The organism is Mesobacillus stamsii (assembly GCF_030814065.1).
GTDB classification, from domain to species: domain Bacteria; phylum Bacillota; class Bacilli; order Bacillales; family Cytobacillaceae; genus Mesobacillus; species Mesobacillus stamsii.
The window spans coordinates 12603-29132 of the sequence record NZ_JAUSUN010000036.1; the positions used below are offsets into that span (position 1 = coordinate 12603).

Consider the following 16530-nt stretch of genomic DNA (forward strand, 5'->3'; position numbering starts at 1 on the left):
GCTATAAGTAAAAAAAATAGTTGTCAAAAGGATTTTAGTCTTTATAATAATAAGTAGGTTGTGCAATCGTTTTCATAGAATTGCGGACGGGATTACAAACGTTTGCACAGATTAGAAAACATCATGCACAATTAAAAAAGTAAGGAAACAATTTTAGGAGGGAAATACAATGAAAAAAGGATGGTCAATTTTCATGATGCTGGTCTTAATGATCGGGGCACTTGCCGCTTGTGGACCTAAAGAAGAAAACCCGGTTTCAAACGACACGGGCAAGAAAACAGAAGATGCTTCTAAACCAGAGAAGCTGGTAGTTTGGGAAGACAAAGATAAATCAGGCTGGTTAGAAAAAGTAGCTGCTGATTTCGAAAAAGAAAACGGTATCAAAATCGAGGTTAAAGAAGTAGAAATGGCTACAAAAATGAAAGAGCAATTACGTCTTGACGGCCCAGCTGGCACCGGTCCAGACATTATCACACTTCCGCATGACCAAATCGGTGAGCTTGCAGTTCAAGGACATATTGCTGAACTAAATGTAAGCGATGACGTAAAGGCAACTTTCTCTGAATCTTCTATCGCTGCCCAATCTTTCGACGGTAAATTATACGGACTTCCAAAGTCTGCGGAAACTCCAGTTTTTATCTATAACAAAGCTCTTATGACTGAAGTTCCTGCAACTATGGAAGATCTATATGCATTCGCAAAAGCAAACACGAAAGACGGCAAATACGGTTTCCTTGCACTTTGGGATAACTTCTACTTTGCACACGCTCCAATCGCTGGCAACGGCGGATATGTATTTGGGGAAAAAGACGGCGCTCTTAACCCTCAAGATCTGGGTTTGAACAACGAAGGTGCTGTAAAAGGTACAGAGTACATTCAGAAGTGGTATGCTGAAAAGCTATTCCCTAATGGAATTATCGGTGAAAATGGCGGATCTGCTATGGATGGACTTTTCAACGAAGGGAAAGTAGCGTCTGTTATGAACGGACCATGGGCATTTGGTGGCATGAAAGATGCTGGCATCGAATTCGGTGCAGCTCCATTCCCTAAATTTGCAGATGGCACACCAATGAAGACTTTTATGGGTGTGAAAGGATGGCATGTTTCTTCTTACTCAAAGAACCAGGAATGGGCTACAAAATTCCTCGAGTTCATTACAAACGACGAAAACGCTAAGTACCGTTTCGAGCAAACTGCTGAAGTTCCAACTAACGTAGCTTTAGTTGACGATCCAGCAATCGCTGAAAATGAAGGTGCTAAAGCTGTTGCACTTCAAACACAAGACGCAGTTCCAATGCCGAACATTCCTGAAATGGGTGAAGTTTGGGCACCAATGGCCAGCGCCTTGCAAACTGTTGTAACAGGCAAAGCGGAGCCGCAAGCAGCTCTAGATTCAGCAGTTAAGCAAATAGAACAGAACATCCAGCAAAACCACTCGAAATAAAGCAATCTATAATAGAACAGTACATCCATTGAGGAGGTACTGTTCTATTAAGATAAAGCCATAAAGTTGTCGCCTTCTTGAAACAGAAAAAAAGTCTTTTATGGAGCAAACGGTTGCGCTAAAATAAGAGTAAGCCAATCAGGTGCTTCCTGAGAGGGAAAACAAAAGCTTTCGGTATAATACAGAAACAGTATGAAAGATAATGTATTCGTTCTCATAAAGCATCTGATGCTTTTAAACAAGGCTGATTTTGCTAGATTGGTTGTCACAGCGAGGGCTTGTCCTCGATGATCAAGCATCAGCATTGTTTTCGAAAATCGCCTTATCAATTATATAGAAAGAGAAAGGGGAATAGGGATGAAAGCGAAGTCCTATCAAACCAACCACCGCAAAATAGCAACAGCCCTTTCGATGATTCCTGGGCTAGGTCAGCTATACAACAAACAATATTTAAAAGGGACCGCATTTTTAGTTTTAACCGGTGCATTCTTCGGAGTGTTCAAAGACTTGCTAAACATGGGGTTATGGGGCCTGTTTACCCTCGGAGAGCAAACGCCTCGTGACCACTCCATCTTCTTGTTGGTGGAAGGAATCCTGGCATTGATTGTCCTGATTTTTGGAATTGGTTTTTATCTTTTCAGCTTAAATGATGCCTATAAGAATGGCTTAAAAAGAGACACGGGGGAGCGTCTTAGCACGGTTAAGGAGCAATACAATAATTTAATTGATAATGGGTTCCCATATTTGATCATGTCACCTGGATTCCTGCTATTAATTTTCGTTGTTGTGTTCCCGATCATTTTCGTAGTCTTGCTCGCATTTACAAACTATGATCTGTATCATTCGCCGCCTGCGAAACTGGTTGACTGGGTCGGACTGAAAAACTTTTTTGATTTGTTCCAATTGGAATCCTGGCGTCAGACATTCTTCTCCGTTCTTTCATGGACGATCATTTGGACATTCGTCGCAACAACTTTCCAGGTTGCCCTAGGAATGTTTCTGGCGATTCTTGTCAACCAGAAGGACGTTAAAGGAAAGGCAATCATCCGTACCGTATTCATTCTTCCTTGGGCTGTACCTGCTTTCGTATCAATTCTTGTATTTGCTGGTATGTTCAACGAATCATTCGGTGCGATTAACCGGGACATCCTCGGCTTTTTTGGAATCGCTAATATTCCATGGATGACTGAAGCAGTGTATACGAAAATCGCATTGATTATGATTCAGACATGGCTTGGATTCCCGTTCATTTTCGCGATGGTAACAGGGGTCCTTCAATCCATCCCGGAAGAGTTGTACGAAGCAGCAACTGTCGATGGTGCAACAACTTTTCAGAAATTAAAGAACATCACTTTGCCGCTTGTGCTTTTCGCAACTGCGCCCATTTTGATTACACAATACACGTTTAATTTTAATAATTTTAATATCATTTATCTCTTTAACGGCGGTGGGCCAGCAATGCCAGGCGCAAATGCCGGCGGTACAGATATCCTGATTTCGTGGATTTACAGCTTAACGATGACGTCCGCACAGTACTCTAAAGCTGCCGCCATTACCATGCTGCTTTCCTTGATCGTTATCGGAGTAGCTTTATGGCAGTTCAAGAGAACGAAATCATTCCAAGAAGAGGATATGATGTAATATGAGTATCAAACGACAGAAATACCTCAGACTGACAGGAACGTATCTGATTATTATGGTTATGTTTGCAATTATTTTTTACCCGCTGCTATGGATAGTCGGTTCATCTTTCAATCCAGGTCAGAGCTTGTCCGGTTCAAGCATCATCCCCAAGAATGCTACACTTGATCACTATAAGGAACTGTTCGACACAAACCAGAGCGCTTACTTATTGTGGTACTGGAATTCATTGAAGATAAGTGTTCTGACCATGGTGTTTACTGTCATCCTTGTCAGCTTTACAGCGTATTCTTTTTCACGCTATCGTTTCATTGGACGTAAAAATAGCTTAATGACATTCCTGATCCTGCAAATGATTCCAAACTTCGCAGCCTTGATCGCGATTTTCATCCTTGCATTATTGACTGGCTTGCTTGATACTCATCTAGGTTTGATCCTTGTATATGTGGGAGGCGCAATCCCAATGAATACATGGTTGATGAAGGGCTATCTCGATACAATACCGAAAGAACTTGATGAATCAGCTAAAATGGATGGTGCTGGCCACTTAAGAATCTTTTTCCAGATTGTTATGCCGCTTGCAACACCGATCATCGCGGTTGTAGCATTGTTCGCGTTCATTGCTCCATTCGGTGATTTCATCCTTGCGAGAGTCCTTTTAAGGTCAGAAGAAAAATACACGCTTGCGGTAGGTTTATATGATTTGGTCGCCAAGCAGTTTGGGGCAGAATTCACGACATTTGCTGCTGGTGCAGTATTAATTGCGGTACCGATTGCCATCCTGTTCCTGTCTTTCCAAAAATACTTTGTTTCTGGTTTGACGGCAGGAGGAACAAAGGGATAATCTATTAGGACAGAACATGTTAAGCAAAGGCCATTTTTTGGCCTTTGCTTAAATTATGAGGGGGACCGAGGATGAAAAAAAACATCATCTTCATCTTGATTCCGTTCCTTCTGTTTAGCGCTCTCCCAGTAGGTGCAGCGGAAAAAGAAGGACGCAAATGGCAGGATGAAACAATTTACTTTTTAATGGTGGACCGTTTTAACAACGGTGACAATAGCAATGACTTCGAGGTGGATGCAAATGATCCAAAGGCCTATCATGGCGGCGATTTCCAAGGTATCATCGATCAGCTGGATTATATAAAGGGCATGGGGTTTACCGCAATCTGGATGACACCGGTGTTCGATAATGCCGACAAAGGCTACCATGGCTATTGGATTAAAGATTTTTATCAAACAGAGGAACATTTTGGGAGCTTAGACGAATTCAAACAGCTTGTAAAGGAAGCGCATAAAAGGGATCTAAAAATCATTCTTGATTTTGTTGTTAATCATGTTGCTCCTGATCATGAGTGGGTGAACGATCCGGCTAGGCAGGACTGGTTCCATGAAAAGCAGGAGATCCTGGACTGGAATGATCAGGCTCAGCTTGAAAATAACTGGATTTATGGCCTGCCTGATTTAGCACAAGAAAATCCAGAAACACGGAAGTACTTGCTGGATGCTGCAAAATGGTGGATAGAAGAAACAAATATTGACGGTTACAGGCTTGATACGGTCCGCCATGTACCGGTTGAGTTTTGGTCCGATTTTTCAAAAGAAGTGAAAAGTGTCAAAGACGACTTTTATTTGATTGGCGAGGTATGGTCGGAGGATCCTAATTATATTGCTGATTATGATAAGGCGGGAATCGATGGTTTTGTTGATTTTCCATTGAATGAGCAGCTGCGCACTGCATTCGAAAAACCAGATCAGACTTTGGACTGGCTTTTCACAACGGCGGAGAGAAATAAAGCAACTTACGAGAACCCAGAATTAATGGGGAATTTTATCGACAACCACGATATGGTCAGATTTACGAGAAAAGCAGTCCAGAACGGACAGCATCCAGGAACGAGATGGAAAATGGCGCTGACCTATATGTATACGGCTCCCGGCATTCCAATTGTATATTATGGTAGTGAAATTGCGCTCGATGGAGGGGAAGACCCGGATAACCGAAGGCAGATGAGCTTCAGAGCGGATAAAGAATTGATCGAATATGTCACAAAACTTGGGGAACTGCGAAGTGACCTTCCATCTTTAAGAAGAGGAGATCTGGAAGTTCTTTACGAAAAGCAGGGAATGGCCGTTTTCAAGCGCAGCTATCAAGAGGAGACTGCGGTGATTGCGATCAATAATACTTCCAATACTCAGCAAGTCACTTTGACTTCCGAGCAGATTGAGGATAAAAAGGAATTGCGCGGTTTGCTCGCAGATGACCTAGTCAGGAGCAACGATGGGAAATACAATCTGGCACTCGCACGGGAGAGTGCGGAAATTTATGTTCTCGCAGAAAAAACCGGGTTGAATATTCCTTATTTAGTGGCAATGGGTGCTGTGTATGCTGCCTTCTTCGGCTTTATTTTCCTGCTTTTAAAAAGAAGGAAAAAGAGGAACGAATAGCAAAAATTCATCGCTACTAGAAAATTCAGCAAAAAAACTGGACAAATCATTTATAATGATTACAATGGATTGTTCAGGTAGAAGGGTGGGAATTAAATGGCTGTTACTATAAAAGATGTCGCGAAGATTGCAAATGTCGCGCCTTCCACTGTCTCTCGTGTTATCGCCAATAGTTCCAGGATCAGCGAAAAAACGAAGAAAAGAGTCAGGGAGGTTATGGACGAGCTTGGGTATCACCCGAATTTTATCGCCCGAAGCCTTGCTAGCCATTCAACGAGGGCAATCGGGCTTGTCATGCCGAGCTCCAGTGACGCTGTCTTTCAGAACCCGTTTTTCCCAACTGTTTTGACAGGATTGAGCGAGGGGGCACATGCTAAACAATACGCCCTCCACATGACAACTGGGAAGACAGACGATGAAATCTATGACGGTGTTGTCGCGATGGTCCAAGGCGGCAGAGTGGATGGGGTAGTTCTTTTGTACTCAAAGGTAGAAGACCGGGTCATCTCCTATTTGAAAAAACGAGATTTTCCGTTTTTTGTCATCGGTAAGCCGTTTAAAGATGATGAAAATATAAATTATGTTGATAATGATAATTTCAAGGCTGGAAAAGAAGTGACAGAACATTTAATTCAGCTTGGCCATGATCGAATTGCCTTCATCGGAGGGAACCTCGATCTTGTTGTGACGGTAGAGCGTATAGAAGGATACGAGAAAGCACTGAGGAACTCAGGAATCAAGTTAGTAGACGAATACATCATCAATGATGAATTCCTGCAGGAAAGCGGGCAGGATGCTGTTGAAGTGCTGCTGTCACTAGATCAACCACCTTCCGCTTTAGTCGTCGCCGATGACTTGATGGCATTGGGTGTTTTAAATAAGCTTGATGAAATGGGGATTGAGGTACCAAAAGATATCTCGATTGTGAGTTTCAATAACGTCTTGATTGCCGAGATGGCAAGGCCGCCGCTGACTTCTGTTAATATTAATATTTTCGACCTTGGATTCCAGGCAGCCAAGAACTTGATTCAAAAAATTGAGAACCCAGAAGAGCCAATCAAGCGAATTATCGTTCCATTTAACATCGTGACAAGGTATTCATGCGATCGTCCAAAAGAGTCCCTTGTTTAAAAGGGAAAGAGGCAAAGCGCTGCTTCGCCTCTTCCTTTTACCCATTTACAATCGTTCCCCCGTTCACATGGATCGTCTGTCCGCTTACATAACTGGAATCATCGCTTGCAAGATAGACGTATGCCGGTGCTAGTTCAAACGGTTGTCCAGCTCGGCCCATTGGGGAATTTGTTCCAAATTTCGCTACTTCTTCTGCAGTGAATGTTGATGGGATCAGCGGTGTCCAGATCGGACCTGGTGCCACGCTATTAACTCGGATGCCTTGCGATGCAAGAGACATAGCAAGGGAACGCGTAAAAGAAACAATTGCCCCTTTTGTTGACGAGTAATCTATCAGCTTCTCATTGCCCTGATAGGCTGTTATCGAAGAAGTGTTAATGATCGAGCTCCCTTTTTTAAGATGAGGTAGAACGGCCTTTGTCAAATGGAAAATCGAGTAGACATTCGTGCGGAACGTTTTCTCTAGCTGCTGGGCAGAAATGTCAAGCAAACTCTTTTGCGGATGCTGTTCTGCCGCATTATTGACAAGGATGTCAATCTTGCCGAACGCATCAATTGTTTTTCTGACAGCTTCCTCGCAGAACTGTTCACTGCCAACATCTCCGGACAGCAGCAGACATTTTCTGCCTTCAGCCTCAATGAGCTCCTTCGTCGTTTTAGCATCATTGCTTTCTTCAAGATAGATAATGGCTATATCTGCACCTTCTTTTGCATAATAAATCGCTACTGATTTGCCAATCCCACTATCCCCTCCAGTGATCAATGCCACCTTGCCAGATAATTTCCCGGAGCCTTTATACTGTTCATCTACCGACTTCGGTTCAGGATTCATCTCCGGCTCCGTTCCAGGCTGATGATCCTGATGCTGAGGCGGAAAACCCTGTTTATTCTTCTCATTCGTCATAGAACAAATCACTCCTTATAAATTTGATTCACCCCTTATTAAATTCCTTTAAAAACCAGAAAAAAAACATGGAAAAATCTTCTCAATAAAAATGGCCCCTTTTTATGGCCGTTTGGAAAAAACGGAAACAGGTTTACCTATTTAGGGTGATCCAATGACCAAAATTATATTAATAAGGGAATTAACTGGGGTCTTTCCGCATGAAGATGCCCTTATAGAGGGGAAATGCTTGCATAAGGGTATCTTTCCACATGAGAGATGCCCTTATAGAGTTCGAACTGCCTGCATAAGGGTATCTTTCCGCATGAAAGATGTCCTTATAGAGGGGAAATTGCTTGCATAAGGGTATCTTTCCGCATGAGAGATGCCCTTATAGAGGGGAAATTGCTTGCATAAGGGTATTTTTCCGCATGAGAGATGCCCTTATAGAGGGGAAATTGCTTGCATAAGGGTATCTTTCCGCATGAAAGATGCCCTTATAGAGGGGGAAATGCCTGCATAAGGGTATCTTTCCGCATGAAAGATGCCCTTATAGAGTTCGAACTGCCTGCATAAGGGTATCTTTCCGCATGAAAGATGCCCTTATAGAGTTCGAACTGCCTGCATAAGGGTATCTTTCCACATGAAAGATGCCCTTATAGAGGGGAAATTGCTTGCATAAGGGTATCTTTCCACATGAGAGATGCCCTTATAGAGTTCGAACTGCCTGCATAAGGGTATCTTTCCGCATGAGAGATGCCCTTATAGAGGGGGAAATGCCTGCATAAGGGTATCTTTCCGCATGAAAGAAGCCCTTATAGGGGTGGAAATGCCTGCATAAGGGTATCTTTCCACATGAGAGATGCCCTTATAGAGGGGGAAATGCCTGCATAAGGGTATCTTTCCGCATGAAAGAAGCCCTTATAGAGGGGAAATTGCTTGCATAAGGGTATCTTTCCGCATGAAAGAAGCCCTTATGGTTATTTTAGTAAAAAAACACGAACTTTTGGATTTATTTAAAGACAAATAATAATTTTGCGCTCTGTTGATTGGAACGGAAGACACCTGACGCCCCACGGAATGCGAGTGTCTTCCGTTCCAATCAACAGCCCCGATTATCAGCCAAAACCAAAAAAGAACCGGGCACAGTTTGCCCGGTTCTTTTTACTGAAGTTTATTTATTTTTAAAGATGGAGTACGTTTTGTAACCGCCTGTCAGATTCTTGACTTCGAATCCGTTTTGTTGAAGGATTCGGGATGCAAGATAGCCACGAAGCCCAACCTGACAAGTAATGAGAATTGTTTCGTCTTTCGGAAGCTCGTTAAGACGACTGCGCAGGTCATCGAGCGGTATGTTTTTTGACCCTTCGATTTTGCCATCAGCAAACTCATCCTCTGTACGAACGTCAATCATGAACGCACCATCAGCGAGCAATTCATCAACCTCATAGTGCTGAACTGTTTCAATTGTTCCATCCACAATATTGGAAGCAACATAGCCTGCCATGTTTACTGGATCTTTTGCGGAAGAGAATGGCGGTGCATAAGCAAGCTCTAGCTCTTGAAGGTCATAGACATTCAATCCGCCTTTGATTGCAGTTGCGATGACATCAATTCGTTTATCGACACCATCTTTCCCGACAGCTTGAGCACCGAAAATTTTGCCTGTTTCCTTGTCGAAAATTACTTTTAGTGAGATTTGCTCTGCACCAGGGTAATAGCCGGCATGTGACAGCGGGTGAATATGGACCACTTCATAAGGAATACCGAGTCTGCGCAATAGTTTTTCACTGTTGCCAGTCGTTGCAGCTGTCAATTCGAATACCTTCACGATCGAAGTACCAAGCGTTCCTGGGTAGGCAATTTTCCGTCCATTAATATGATGTCCAACAATATGTGCCTGGCGGTTTGCAGGCCAAGCGAGCGGAATCATAGTTGGCTGACCATTGATGTAGTCGGTCACTTCGATTGCGTCTCCCATTGCATAGATAGCTTCATCAGATGTCTGCAAGTATTCATTTACCTTGATCCCGCCGCGTTCGCCAAGCTCAAGACCTGCATCAGCTGCTAGTTTGTTTTCCGGACGTACCCCAATTGACAAGATGATCAATTCAGCTTCTAGAACCTTTCCGCTTTCAAGGACGACCTTTGTACCATTGTCCTGGACATCTGTGATTCCGTCTCCAAGAATTAGCTCAATTCCATTCCTTCTTAGCTCGTCTTCCACAATTGCCGCCATTTCAGGATCAACTGGCCCCATTACCTGTGGCAATTTCTCTACAAGAGTGACATTTATTCCAGTGTGGACAAGATTTTCAGCCATTTCAAGACCGATGAAGCCGCCGCCGATCACAACAGCATTTTTCGGTTGGTTCCCTTCGAGATATTCCTTGATCTTATCCATGTCTGGAATATTTCTAAGTGTAAATACATTTGTGCTCTTCAGCCCTTCGATTGGAGGGACGATCGGCTTTGCTCCTGGTGATAAAACAAGAACGTCATAGCTTTCAGTATATTCTTCCCCTGTCTGGACATGTTTGATTGAAACGGTTTTTTCTTCCCGGTTGATGGCAGTTACTTCTGAGAAGTTGCGGATATCAAGATTGTACCGTGCGTTCATGCCCTCAACAGTTTGAAGAAGCAGTTTTTGGCGGTCTTCGATTACCCCGCTGATATGATATGGCAATCCGCAGTTAGCGAAAGAAATAAATTCTCCTCTTTCAAAAAGTACGATTTCAGCTTTTTCATCAAGTCTTCTTAGTTTGGTTGCTGTAGTTGCTCCACCAGCAACGCCGCCTACGATTACGACTTTTTTACTCATTGTAGTGATCATCCTTTCAGTCGAAAAAATATGTTTTATACCCATACTGGTATATTACCTCTGGAATAGGGGAAAACCAATATAACTTTGTGAATGATTTGTGAAAGTTTTTACAAACATCCATTCCAGACAGATAAATAAATATACCGACATAATATACATTCATTTTACTGTGTAAATAGGGGAATACCATAGGCGGTTTGTGAACCATTCATGAACAATAGAAAAAATGACTTTATGCATAGTTAGTATTGCCGTGTTCGAATTGATCATTCCTATAATCCTTTTCAGGCGCTTTCGCTTTTGGGTACATTATAGTAAAATATAGCAGTTCAAACAATTTCCCGTAATTCGGAAAAGCGGTACTAACAAGGCAGGAGGGAATGTTTATATGTCCTTGAATGAATATACAGGTCAGACGATAGAATTGACCGTAGTAAGAATCGTCGATTTCGGATACTTTTTATCAAATGGCGAAGAAGATGTTCTGCTCCACTCCAATGATACGGACCGGACCTTTGAAGAAGGAGACAAGGTTGAAGTGTTCCTGTTTGTGGAATCAAGGGGCAGGCTGGCAGCAACAACCACGATTCCTAAAGTGCAAGTGGGGCAATATGAGTGGGTTTCGGTTGTCGATGTAAAGGATGGACTCGGAGTATTTCTGGATATAGGCATCACTAAGGATATTCTGCTCGGTGAAGAAGACTTGCCTGTTGTCAAGGCGGTTTGGCCACAAAAAGGAGACTTGCTGTATATTACTCTCAGGGTGAATCGCAATAATATGATTTACGCTCGGATGGCGACAGATCCTGTCATTCAGGAAATTTCTGTTGCAGCAGATAGGAGTGCATTCAACAAAAATGTTCATGGCTACGTTTACCGTACAGCAAGAGTTGGCAGTTGGATGATCACTGCAGAAGGGTTCAAAGGGTTTATTCATGAATCACAACGTCGCACCGAGCCGCGAATAGGCGAAAAAGTGGAAGGACGGATCATTGATGTGAAGCCGGATGGTTCTGTCAATATCTCGATACTCCCTCGAAAGCAAGAGGCACTGGATGAGGATGCAGAGAAAATCATGGCATACCTCGATCAGCGGAATGGAGCAATGCCATACCATGACAAAAGCATGGCTGAGGATATCCAGGAACGCTTCGGCATGAGCAAAGGCTCATTCAAACGCGCACTGGGCAGACTGATGAAAGAAGACAAGGTTTATCAAGAAAACAATTGGACTTATAAAAAAGAAAAATAGAGCCAACTGGCTCTATTTTTTTACAGATGATCTGTTTTCTTTGAATATTGATTTTTGCCTGCTTTACGATTTTTTTCACGCATCATATTTTTTTCATGGCGAAGGGCATTGTTGTCCTTTGCTTTTTTATCGTTATCAGATGTATGCGGCATTCAAAAAACTCCTTTCCGGTTAGGTGCATTTTATTTTCCCATAACCTTAGGAGGAGTATGTAAGTTAAGATGGCTGTTTATTTAAAAAGAAAATTGCAATGGTGCCTGGACCAGTATGGGACCCTATAGCGGCACCAATCGAAGTGATATAGACATCCTTTGCATGAAGTTCCCTTAGAATCATATCCTTCATTTCTGTTGCAGTTTCGAGATCGTCCGCATGGCTGATGCCAACTATCTGCTCTTCTAGTTTCTCGCCGCGCTCCCTCATTACTTCGATTATTCTGCGTAGGAGCTTCTTCTTACCGCGAATTTTTTCAATAGGGATTAGTTTGCCATCTTCCACATTCAGGAGAGGCTTAATGTTCAGTAGCCCGCCAACGAATGCGGAAGCCTTGGAAACACGTCCACCTTTAGCCAGGTGGTCAAGATCGTCGACGGAAAATAAATGTTCCATATGTTTGCTTAGGAATTGCACAGTCTGAACAATTTCCTCCTTAGAACGATTCTCTTTTGCCATGCGGACAGCTTCCATGACGACAAGTCCTTGTCCAAGAGAAGCGCATTTTGTATCAATCACAGCTACATTCAAATCGGGATAGTCCTCTTTGACCTGCTCGGCAGTCATGAAAGCGGTCTGATAGATTCCGGACAATTCAGAAGAAAAGGCAATATAAATTCCTTCCTCTTTATTCTCGGCTAATTCGGTAAAAACCTTTTTAAAACCAGCAGGAGAAGCCTGAGAGGTTTTAGGGAGATTGCCAGCACGAATGGCATCATACACCTGCTTTGGCTTAATTGTTTTTACATCTTCGTATTCCATCCCATCAATATGGACTTTTAACGGGAATAAAATAGTGCCATTTTCTTCATAAAAATCCAATGGCAAATCACATGCACTGTCAGTCATTATTTTTACTGACATTTCTTACACCTGCTTTCGGCCTTTATGTTAATAGTTTATCGGGAATATCGGAAAAAGACAATTAAATATAGTGATTTTCGGCAAAATAGGGGTACAGGATGAATAGAAAAGAATAAGGGGGATTTACATGGTCTGGTTGGAAACAAAAAAAATCATCATCGTAGTGATCGGAGCACTCTTAAATGCTTTGTCATTGAATTTCTTTTTAATCCCGGCAAATGTTTATGCAAGTGGTTTTACCGGAATAGCACAGCTCGTTTCAAGCATTCTCGGTGAATTTGCGCCTTTTACCATTTCTACCGGGATTCTTCTTTTGATTTTAAATATTCCAGTCACCATTCTTAGCTGGATGAAAGTCGGGAAATCATTTACCATCTATAGCTTCATTTCTGTTTTGCTTTCATCCTTCTTTCTTGAAATCCTGCCAGTAAAAGAAGTATCGACTGATATCCTTCTGAATGCCGTTTTTGGAGGAGTCATTGCTGCACTTGGCGTTGGCTTGACTTTGAAATGGGGGGCGTCGACTGGCGGAATGGACATTATTGCTATGGTGCTGTCCCGGATGAAGGATCGCCCTGTCGGTACATATTTCTTTACATTGAACGGCATCATAATAATGACTGCGGGTTACATCTTCGGCTGGGAAAATGCGCTCTACACTCTTGTTGCTCTCTATGTCTCGACCCGGGTGATTGATGCGATCCATACCCGACATGAAAAATTAACGGCAATGATCGTCACCAAAAAATCAGATGAATTAAAGAAAGCCATCCATGACAAGCTCGTCCGCGGGATTACCTTGCTACCAGCAAAAGGAGCATTCTCCGGCGAACCGAAAGAGATGCTGATCATTGTAATTACAAGGTATGAATTGTATGATCTTGAACGCATCATCAAGGAAGTCGATCCACAGGCATTCACTAATATAGTGGAGACAGCCGGAATTTTTGGATTTTTTAGGCGTGAATAAATGTAGGACGGAGGATGGAAATGAAGAAAAGCAGTTTGGGGATCATGTTGCTTTTGCTTGCTGTTGCTCCGGCATTGGCCATTGGGCAGGAGAAGCAGACACCAGAAAAATCGGAGTTTAGTTTTTCCATAGACCCAATAGCTGGTCCTGAGTTTGTCGAGTTTGAACTGACTCTGAAAAACCATGGGAATGGGGATTTACTATTTGAATTTCCTACCTCGAAGAAATATGAAATCATCGTAATGGATGGAGAAAAGAAGAAAGTCTACCAATTCTCGGAGGATAAAGCTTTTGCTCAGGCGTTTGAAAAACTGGAGGTAAAGCCGCGCGAGACAATTAAATGGCGGGAAAGCTGGGATTATAACCAAGCAGGAATAAGGATCAAAGAAGGGGAATACTCGGTTAATGGACAGTTGGAAGCGATTAGTGTAAACGGAAAACCTGTTGAAAATAAACAGCAGTTGACCGATCAGAAGCAAATGTACATTCCAGGCGAAAATCCAGTTTTTAAAGGAATAAAAACCGCCGGAGAAAGTGGCTCCTACAAAATTTCAGGAGAAGCGAGACCAACCAGCGGAAAATTCTTTTATACAATCGAGGATGGCCACAATCAGCTGATTGCTGAAACTAAGGTTATTCAAAAATCTAAATACCCGAATTGGCATCCTTTTTCGCTTAAAGTTACGATACCAGAAAACAAGTTGCCGCAAAATGGATCCCTGATCCTAACTCTTTATGAGCGCAGTAAGGAGGGCAAAATCATTCACACCTATCCTGTCTTGCTCGAAAGATTTCCCAATAAATGATAGACAAAGCTCGGCAGGAATCCGCCGAGCTTTGCCTGTTACTTATTTTCGAAGTGTATTCAGCTCGTCCTGAAATGACCTTAGCTGCTCTCTTTCGGCATTCGTTGTATTAGCATATGCAGAAGAAAGAGCATTTTCCGCTGTGCTGATGGCTGCAGATTGTTCTGCAGGCTTTGCAGTTTCAGCTAATTCGACAGCCTTTCTAGCTTCCTGAAAAAGCCTGTTTCCCATCTAAATCCCCCCTAAAGAGGACTCTCTCACATTCGCCATCTTTTGAGCCTCAGCCTCGGCATACGTGGTGTGGTAAGGGATTCTTTGAGAATGCTTGGAGACAGTATCTACCCCTTGCTGTACAAAACGCTTGGATTTATTGCTTTTACCCATCGTTTTCCCCTCCATCTACGAGCAGATTTGAAACAGTCCTTCATGGCTGCTTCCGTTATAGTATGCCCTTTTCGTGCAAAAACAATTAGGAAAAGTAGCTTTGTTCGGTTTAGCCACTTCTTGCAAAATTCTTCTATAGTGCTTTCAGGTTTAGCAGATCGTTCAAATACACAGCAATTCCGTCTTCTTCATTTGTAAGAGTCACTTCGTTCGCAATATTTTTCGCCTCAAGGACAGCATTGCCCATTGCAATTCCTCGTCCTGCATATTCCAGCATTTCTAAATCATTGTCTTCATCGCCAAATGCGATAATTCGCTCAGCAGGAATTTGGAAGTAATCAGCTGCTTTTTTTAAACCTACAGCTTTATTCAAACCGTTTTTAATGATTTCGATAACATGATAAGGCGCAGCCCAGCTTCTATGTTCAATTACTTCCGCGTGGACATCAGAAAGGTGAGTGCGGATCTTGCGGACATATTCTTCATCTGAGTGGATAAGCATACTTGTCGGCGAGGCCGTCAGAAAGCGCCGTAAATCACCTGTCGTTATGTGAGGGTTTCCGATATTGAAGATGTCCAGCAATTTTTCATCATGATAATGAATGTAGACCTCGTCGATCACTTCAGCAATGATATTGTGAAATTTAAAATCATCGAGCGCTTCAACAATGTCCATCGCAACATTGATCGACAGAGGAGAATGGTGAACACCCCAGCTGTTGTCCAGCGGATGGTGGATGAACGCTCCATTGAAATTGACAATTGGTGAGTCGAGTTGCAGCTCATGGTAATACATTTCACTCGACCGGAATGGTCTTCCAGTCGCGATCATGACAATATGTCCTTCTTCCCGTGCTTTTTTAATAACGAGTTTGTTCCGTTCAGAAATCTTTTTATCATCGGTAAGCAAGGTACCATCCAGGTCTAAAGCAATTAAATGTTTTTCAGCCATAAAAACTCCTTCTTCTCTCTGTTTTTTTAATCTTATGCGTATGATTGGCTCTTTTTTCATAAGAGTTCTACAATACATATAGTGAATGGTGGTTTATTCCTTTCTATAACCACTATGGTATCCATTTTACAATTAATTTGTAAAAAAATCATAGTCAATACATTAAAGTGCAGTAAAATTTAAGGTCGCTTTGCACAGTTGGAGGGTTTAACCGTGATTTTAGTTGAAAAAAAGCGTATTCAAGATATTCCTGTTCTTCAAATCGTAAAACAAAATCGATTTTCAGCTAGATTGCCTTTGATTGTTTTTCTCCATGGATTTACCAGCACAAAGGAACGAAACTTGCATTATGCTTATCTTTACGCTGAAAAAGGGTTCAGGGTACTGTTGCCCGAGGCAAAATACCATGGTACTCGCAGTTGGGATTTGTCAGAAACAGAACTTGGGCTTCGCTTTTGGGAAATCGTCATGACCTCCATTGAGGAGCTTTCCTTGCTTAAAGCAGAATTAGAGCAGCAAGGGCTCATAGATCCATTGAAAATTGGTGTTGCCGGAACATCGATGGGCGCCATTACGACGCTTGGTGCGATGGCTACATATGACTGGATCAAGGCAGGCGTGAGTTTAACGGATTTCCGAAAGAAGTCTCCCATCCTCAAGGAATGGGAAGGGCTAAAGCCCAATGAGTAGGTGGGAGATGAATTTTGGTTGGCTTTAG

Annotated in this window: 16 protein-coding genes; 9 read left to right on the forward strand and 7 right to left on the reverse strand. The window is 42.6% G+C overall.

The window, feature by feature from the left end; all coding sequences use genetic code 11:
• Positions 1 to 169 precede the first annotated feature (169 nt).
• The 5 genes from J2S25_RS18170 (at position 170) to J2S25_RS18190 (ending at position 6664) form a co-directional block, all read left to right on the forward strand.
• On the forward strand, positions 170 to 1444 hold the full coding sequence (locus J2S25_RS18170) for an extracellular solute-binding protein (RefSeq protein ID WP_307192545.1): 1275 nt from the start codon (positions 170 to 172) through the stop codon (positions 1442 to 1444).
• Positions 1445 to 1801: 357 nt separating this feature from the next.
• The gene (locus J2S25_RS18175) at positions 1802 to 3085 is read left to right on the forward strand and encodes an ABC transporter permease subunit (protein ID WP_044391357.1); all 1284 of its coding nucleotides are present in this window, start codon (positions 1802 to 1804) and stop codon (positions 3083 to 3085) included.
• A 1-nt stretch (position 3086) separates the two neighbouring features.
• A complete protein-coding gene (locus tag J2S25_RS18180) occupies positions 3087 to 3929 on the forward strand; it encodes a sugar ABC transporter permease (RefSeq protein WP_307192546.1) in 843 nt (280 codons plus the stop codon).
• Between the two features lie 71 nt (positions 3930 to 4000).
• Complete coding sequence (locus J2S25_RS18185) at positions 4001 to 5533, forward strand: alpha-amylase family glycosyl hydrolase (protein ID WP_307192547.1); 1533 nt, start codon at positions 4001 to 4003, stop codon at positions 5531 to 5533.
• Between the two features lie 96 nt (positions 5534 to 5629).
• Complete coding sequence (locus J2S25_RS18190) at positions 5630 to 6664, forward strand: LacI family DNA-binding transcriptional regulator (protein WP_044391352.1); 1035 nt, start codon at positions 5630 to 5632, stop codon at positions 6662 to 6664.
• A gap of 37 nt (positions 6665 to 6701) precedes the next feature.
• Here the strand turns inward: J2S25_RS18190 and J2S25_RS18195 are convergent, their stop codons facing one another.
• Together J2S25_RS18195 and J2S25_RS18200 are read right to left on the reverse strand one after the other, a co-directional pair.
• Positions 6702 to 7568 (reverse strand): SDR family oxidoreductase, encoded by an 867-nt coding sequence (locus J2S25_RS18195; protein WP_307192548.1) that lies wholly within the window; start codon positions 7566 to 7568, stop codon positions 6702 to 6704.
• Between the two features lie 1153 nt (positions 7569 to 8721).
• Positions 8722 to 10368: a CoA-disulfide reductase gene (locus tag J2S25_RS18200; RefSeq protein WP_307192549.1), complete on the reverse strand. Its 1647-nt coding sequence runs from the start codon at positions 10366 to 10368 to the stop codon at positions 8722 to 8724.
• 391 nt (positions 10369 to 10759) lie between these two features.
• Between J2S25_RS18200 and J2S25_RS18205 the strand changes: the two genes are divergently transcribed.
• On the forward strand, positions 10760 to 11623 hold the full coding sequence (locus J2S25_RS18205; RefSeq protein WP_307192550.1) for a CvfB family protein: 864 nt from the start codon (positions 10760 to 10762) through the stop codon (positions 11621 to 11623).
• 20 nt (positions 11624 to 11643) lie between these two features.
• Here the strand turns inward: J2S25_RS18205 and J2S25_RS18210 are convergent, their stop codons facing one another.
• On the reverse strand, positions 11644 to 11775 hold the full coding sequence (locus J2S25_RS18210; RefSeq protein WP_071976845.1) for a DUF3941 domain-containing protein: 132 nt from the start codon (positions 11773 to 11775) through the stop codon (positions 11644 to 11646).
• A 64-nt stretch (positions 11776 to 11839) separates the two neighbouring features.
• Complete coding sequence (locus J2S25_RS18215) at positions 11840 to 12700, reverse strand: DegV family protein (protein ID WP_307192551.1); 861 nt, start codon at positions 12698 to 12700, stop codon at positions 11840 to 11842.
• Between the two features lie 127 nt (positions 12701 to 12827).
• On the opposite strand from J2S25_RS18215, the gene J2S25_RS18220 reads away from it, so the two are divergent.
• Together J2S25_RS18220 and J2S25_RS18225 are read left to right on the forward strand one after the other, a co-directional pair.
• A complete protein-coding gene (locus tag J2S25_RS18220) occupies positions 12828 to 13670 on the forward strand; it encodes a YitT family protein (RefSeq protein WP_307192552.1) in 843 nt (280 codons plus the stop codon).
• A 20-nt stretch (positions 13671 to 13690) separates the two neighbouring features.
• A complete protein-coding gene (locus tag J2S25_RS18225) occupies positions 13691 to 14476 on the forward strand; it encodes a BsuPI-related putative proteinase inhibitor (protein WP_307192553.1) in 786 nt (261 codons plus the stop codon).
• A gap of 42 nt (positions 14477 to 14518) precedes the next feature.
• On the opposite strand, the gene J2S25_RS18230 is transcribed toward J2S25_RS18225, so the two are convergent.
• The 3 genes from J2S25_RS18230 to J2S25_RS18240 form a co-directional block, all read right to left on the reverse strand.
• Positions 14519 to 14707: a DUF3813 domain-containing protein gene (locus tag J2S25_RS18230; RefSeq protein ID WP_044391340.1), complete on the reverse strand. Its 189-nt coding sequence runs from the start codon at positions 14705 to 14707 to the stop codon at positions 14519 to 14521.
• Entirely contained in the window at positions 14708 to 14860 is a 153-nt protein-coding gene (locus J2S25_RS18235; protein WP_198528153.1) for a hypothetical protein, read from the reverse strand.
• A 133-nt stretch (positions 14861 to 14993) separates the two neighbouring features.
• Positions 14994 to 15812, reverse strand: a complete 819-nt coding sequence (locus J2S25_RS18240) for a Cof-type HAD-IIB family hydrolase (protein WP_307192554.1) — start codon at positions 15810 to 15812, stop codon at positions 14994 to 14996.
• Positions 15813 to 16025: 213 nt separating this feature from the next.
• Between J2S25_RS18240 and J2S25_RS18245 the strand changes: the two genes are divergently transcribed.
• Entirely contained in the window at positions 16026 to 16502 is a 477-nt protein-coding gene (locus J2S25_RS18245) for an alpha/beta hydrolase family protein (protein WP_052806943.1), read from the forward strand.
• Positions 16503 to 16530: the final 28 nt, after the last annotated feature.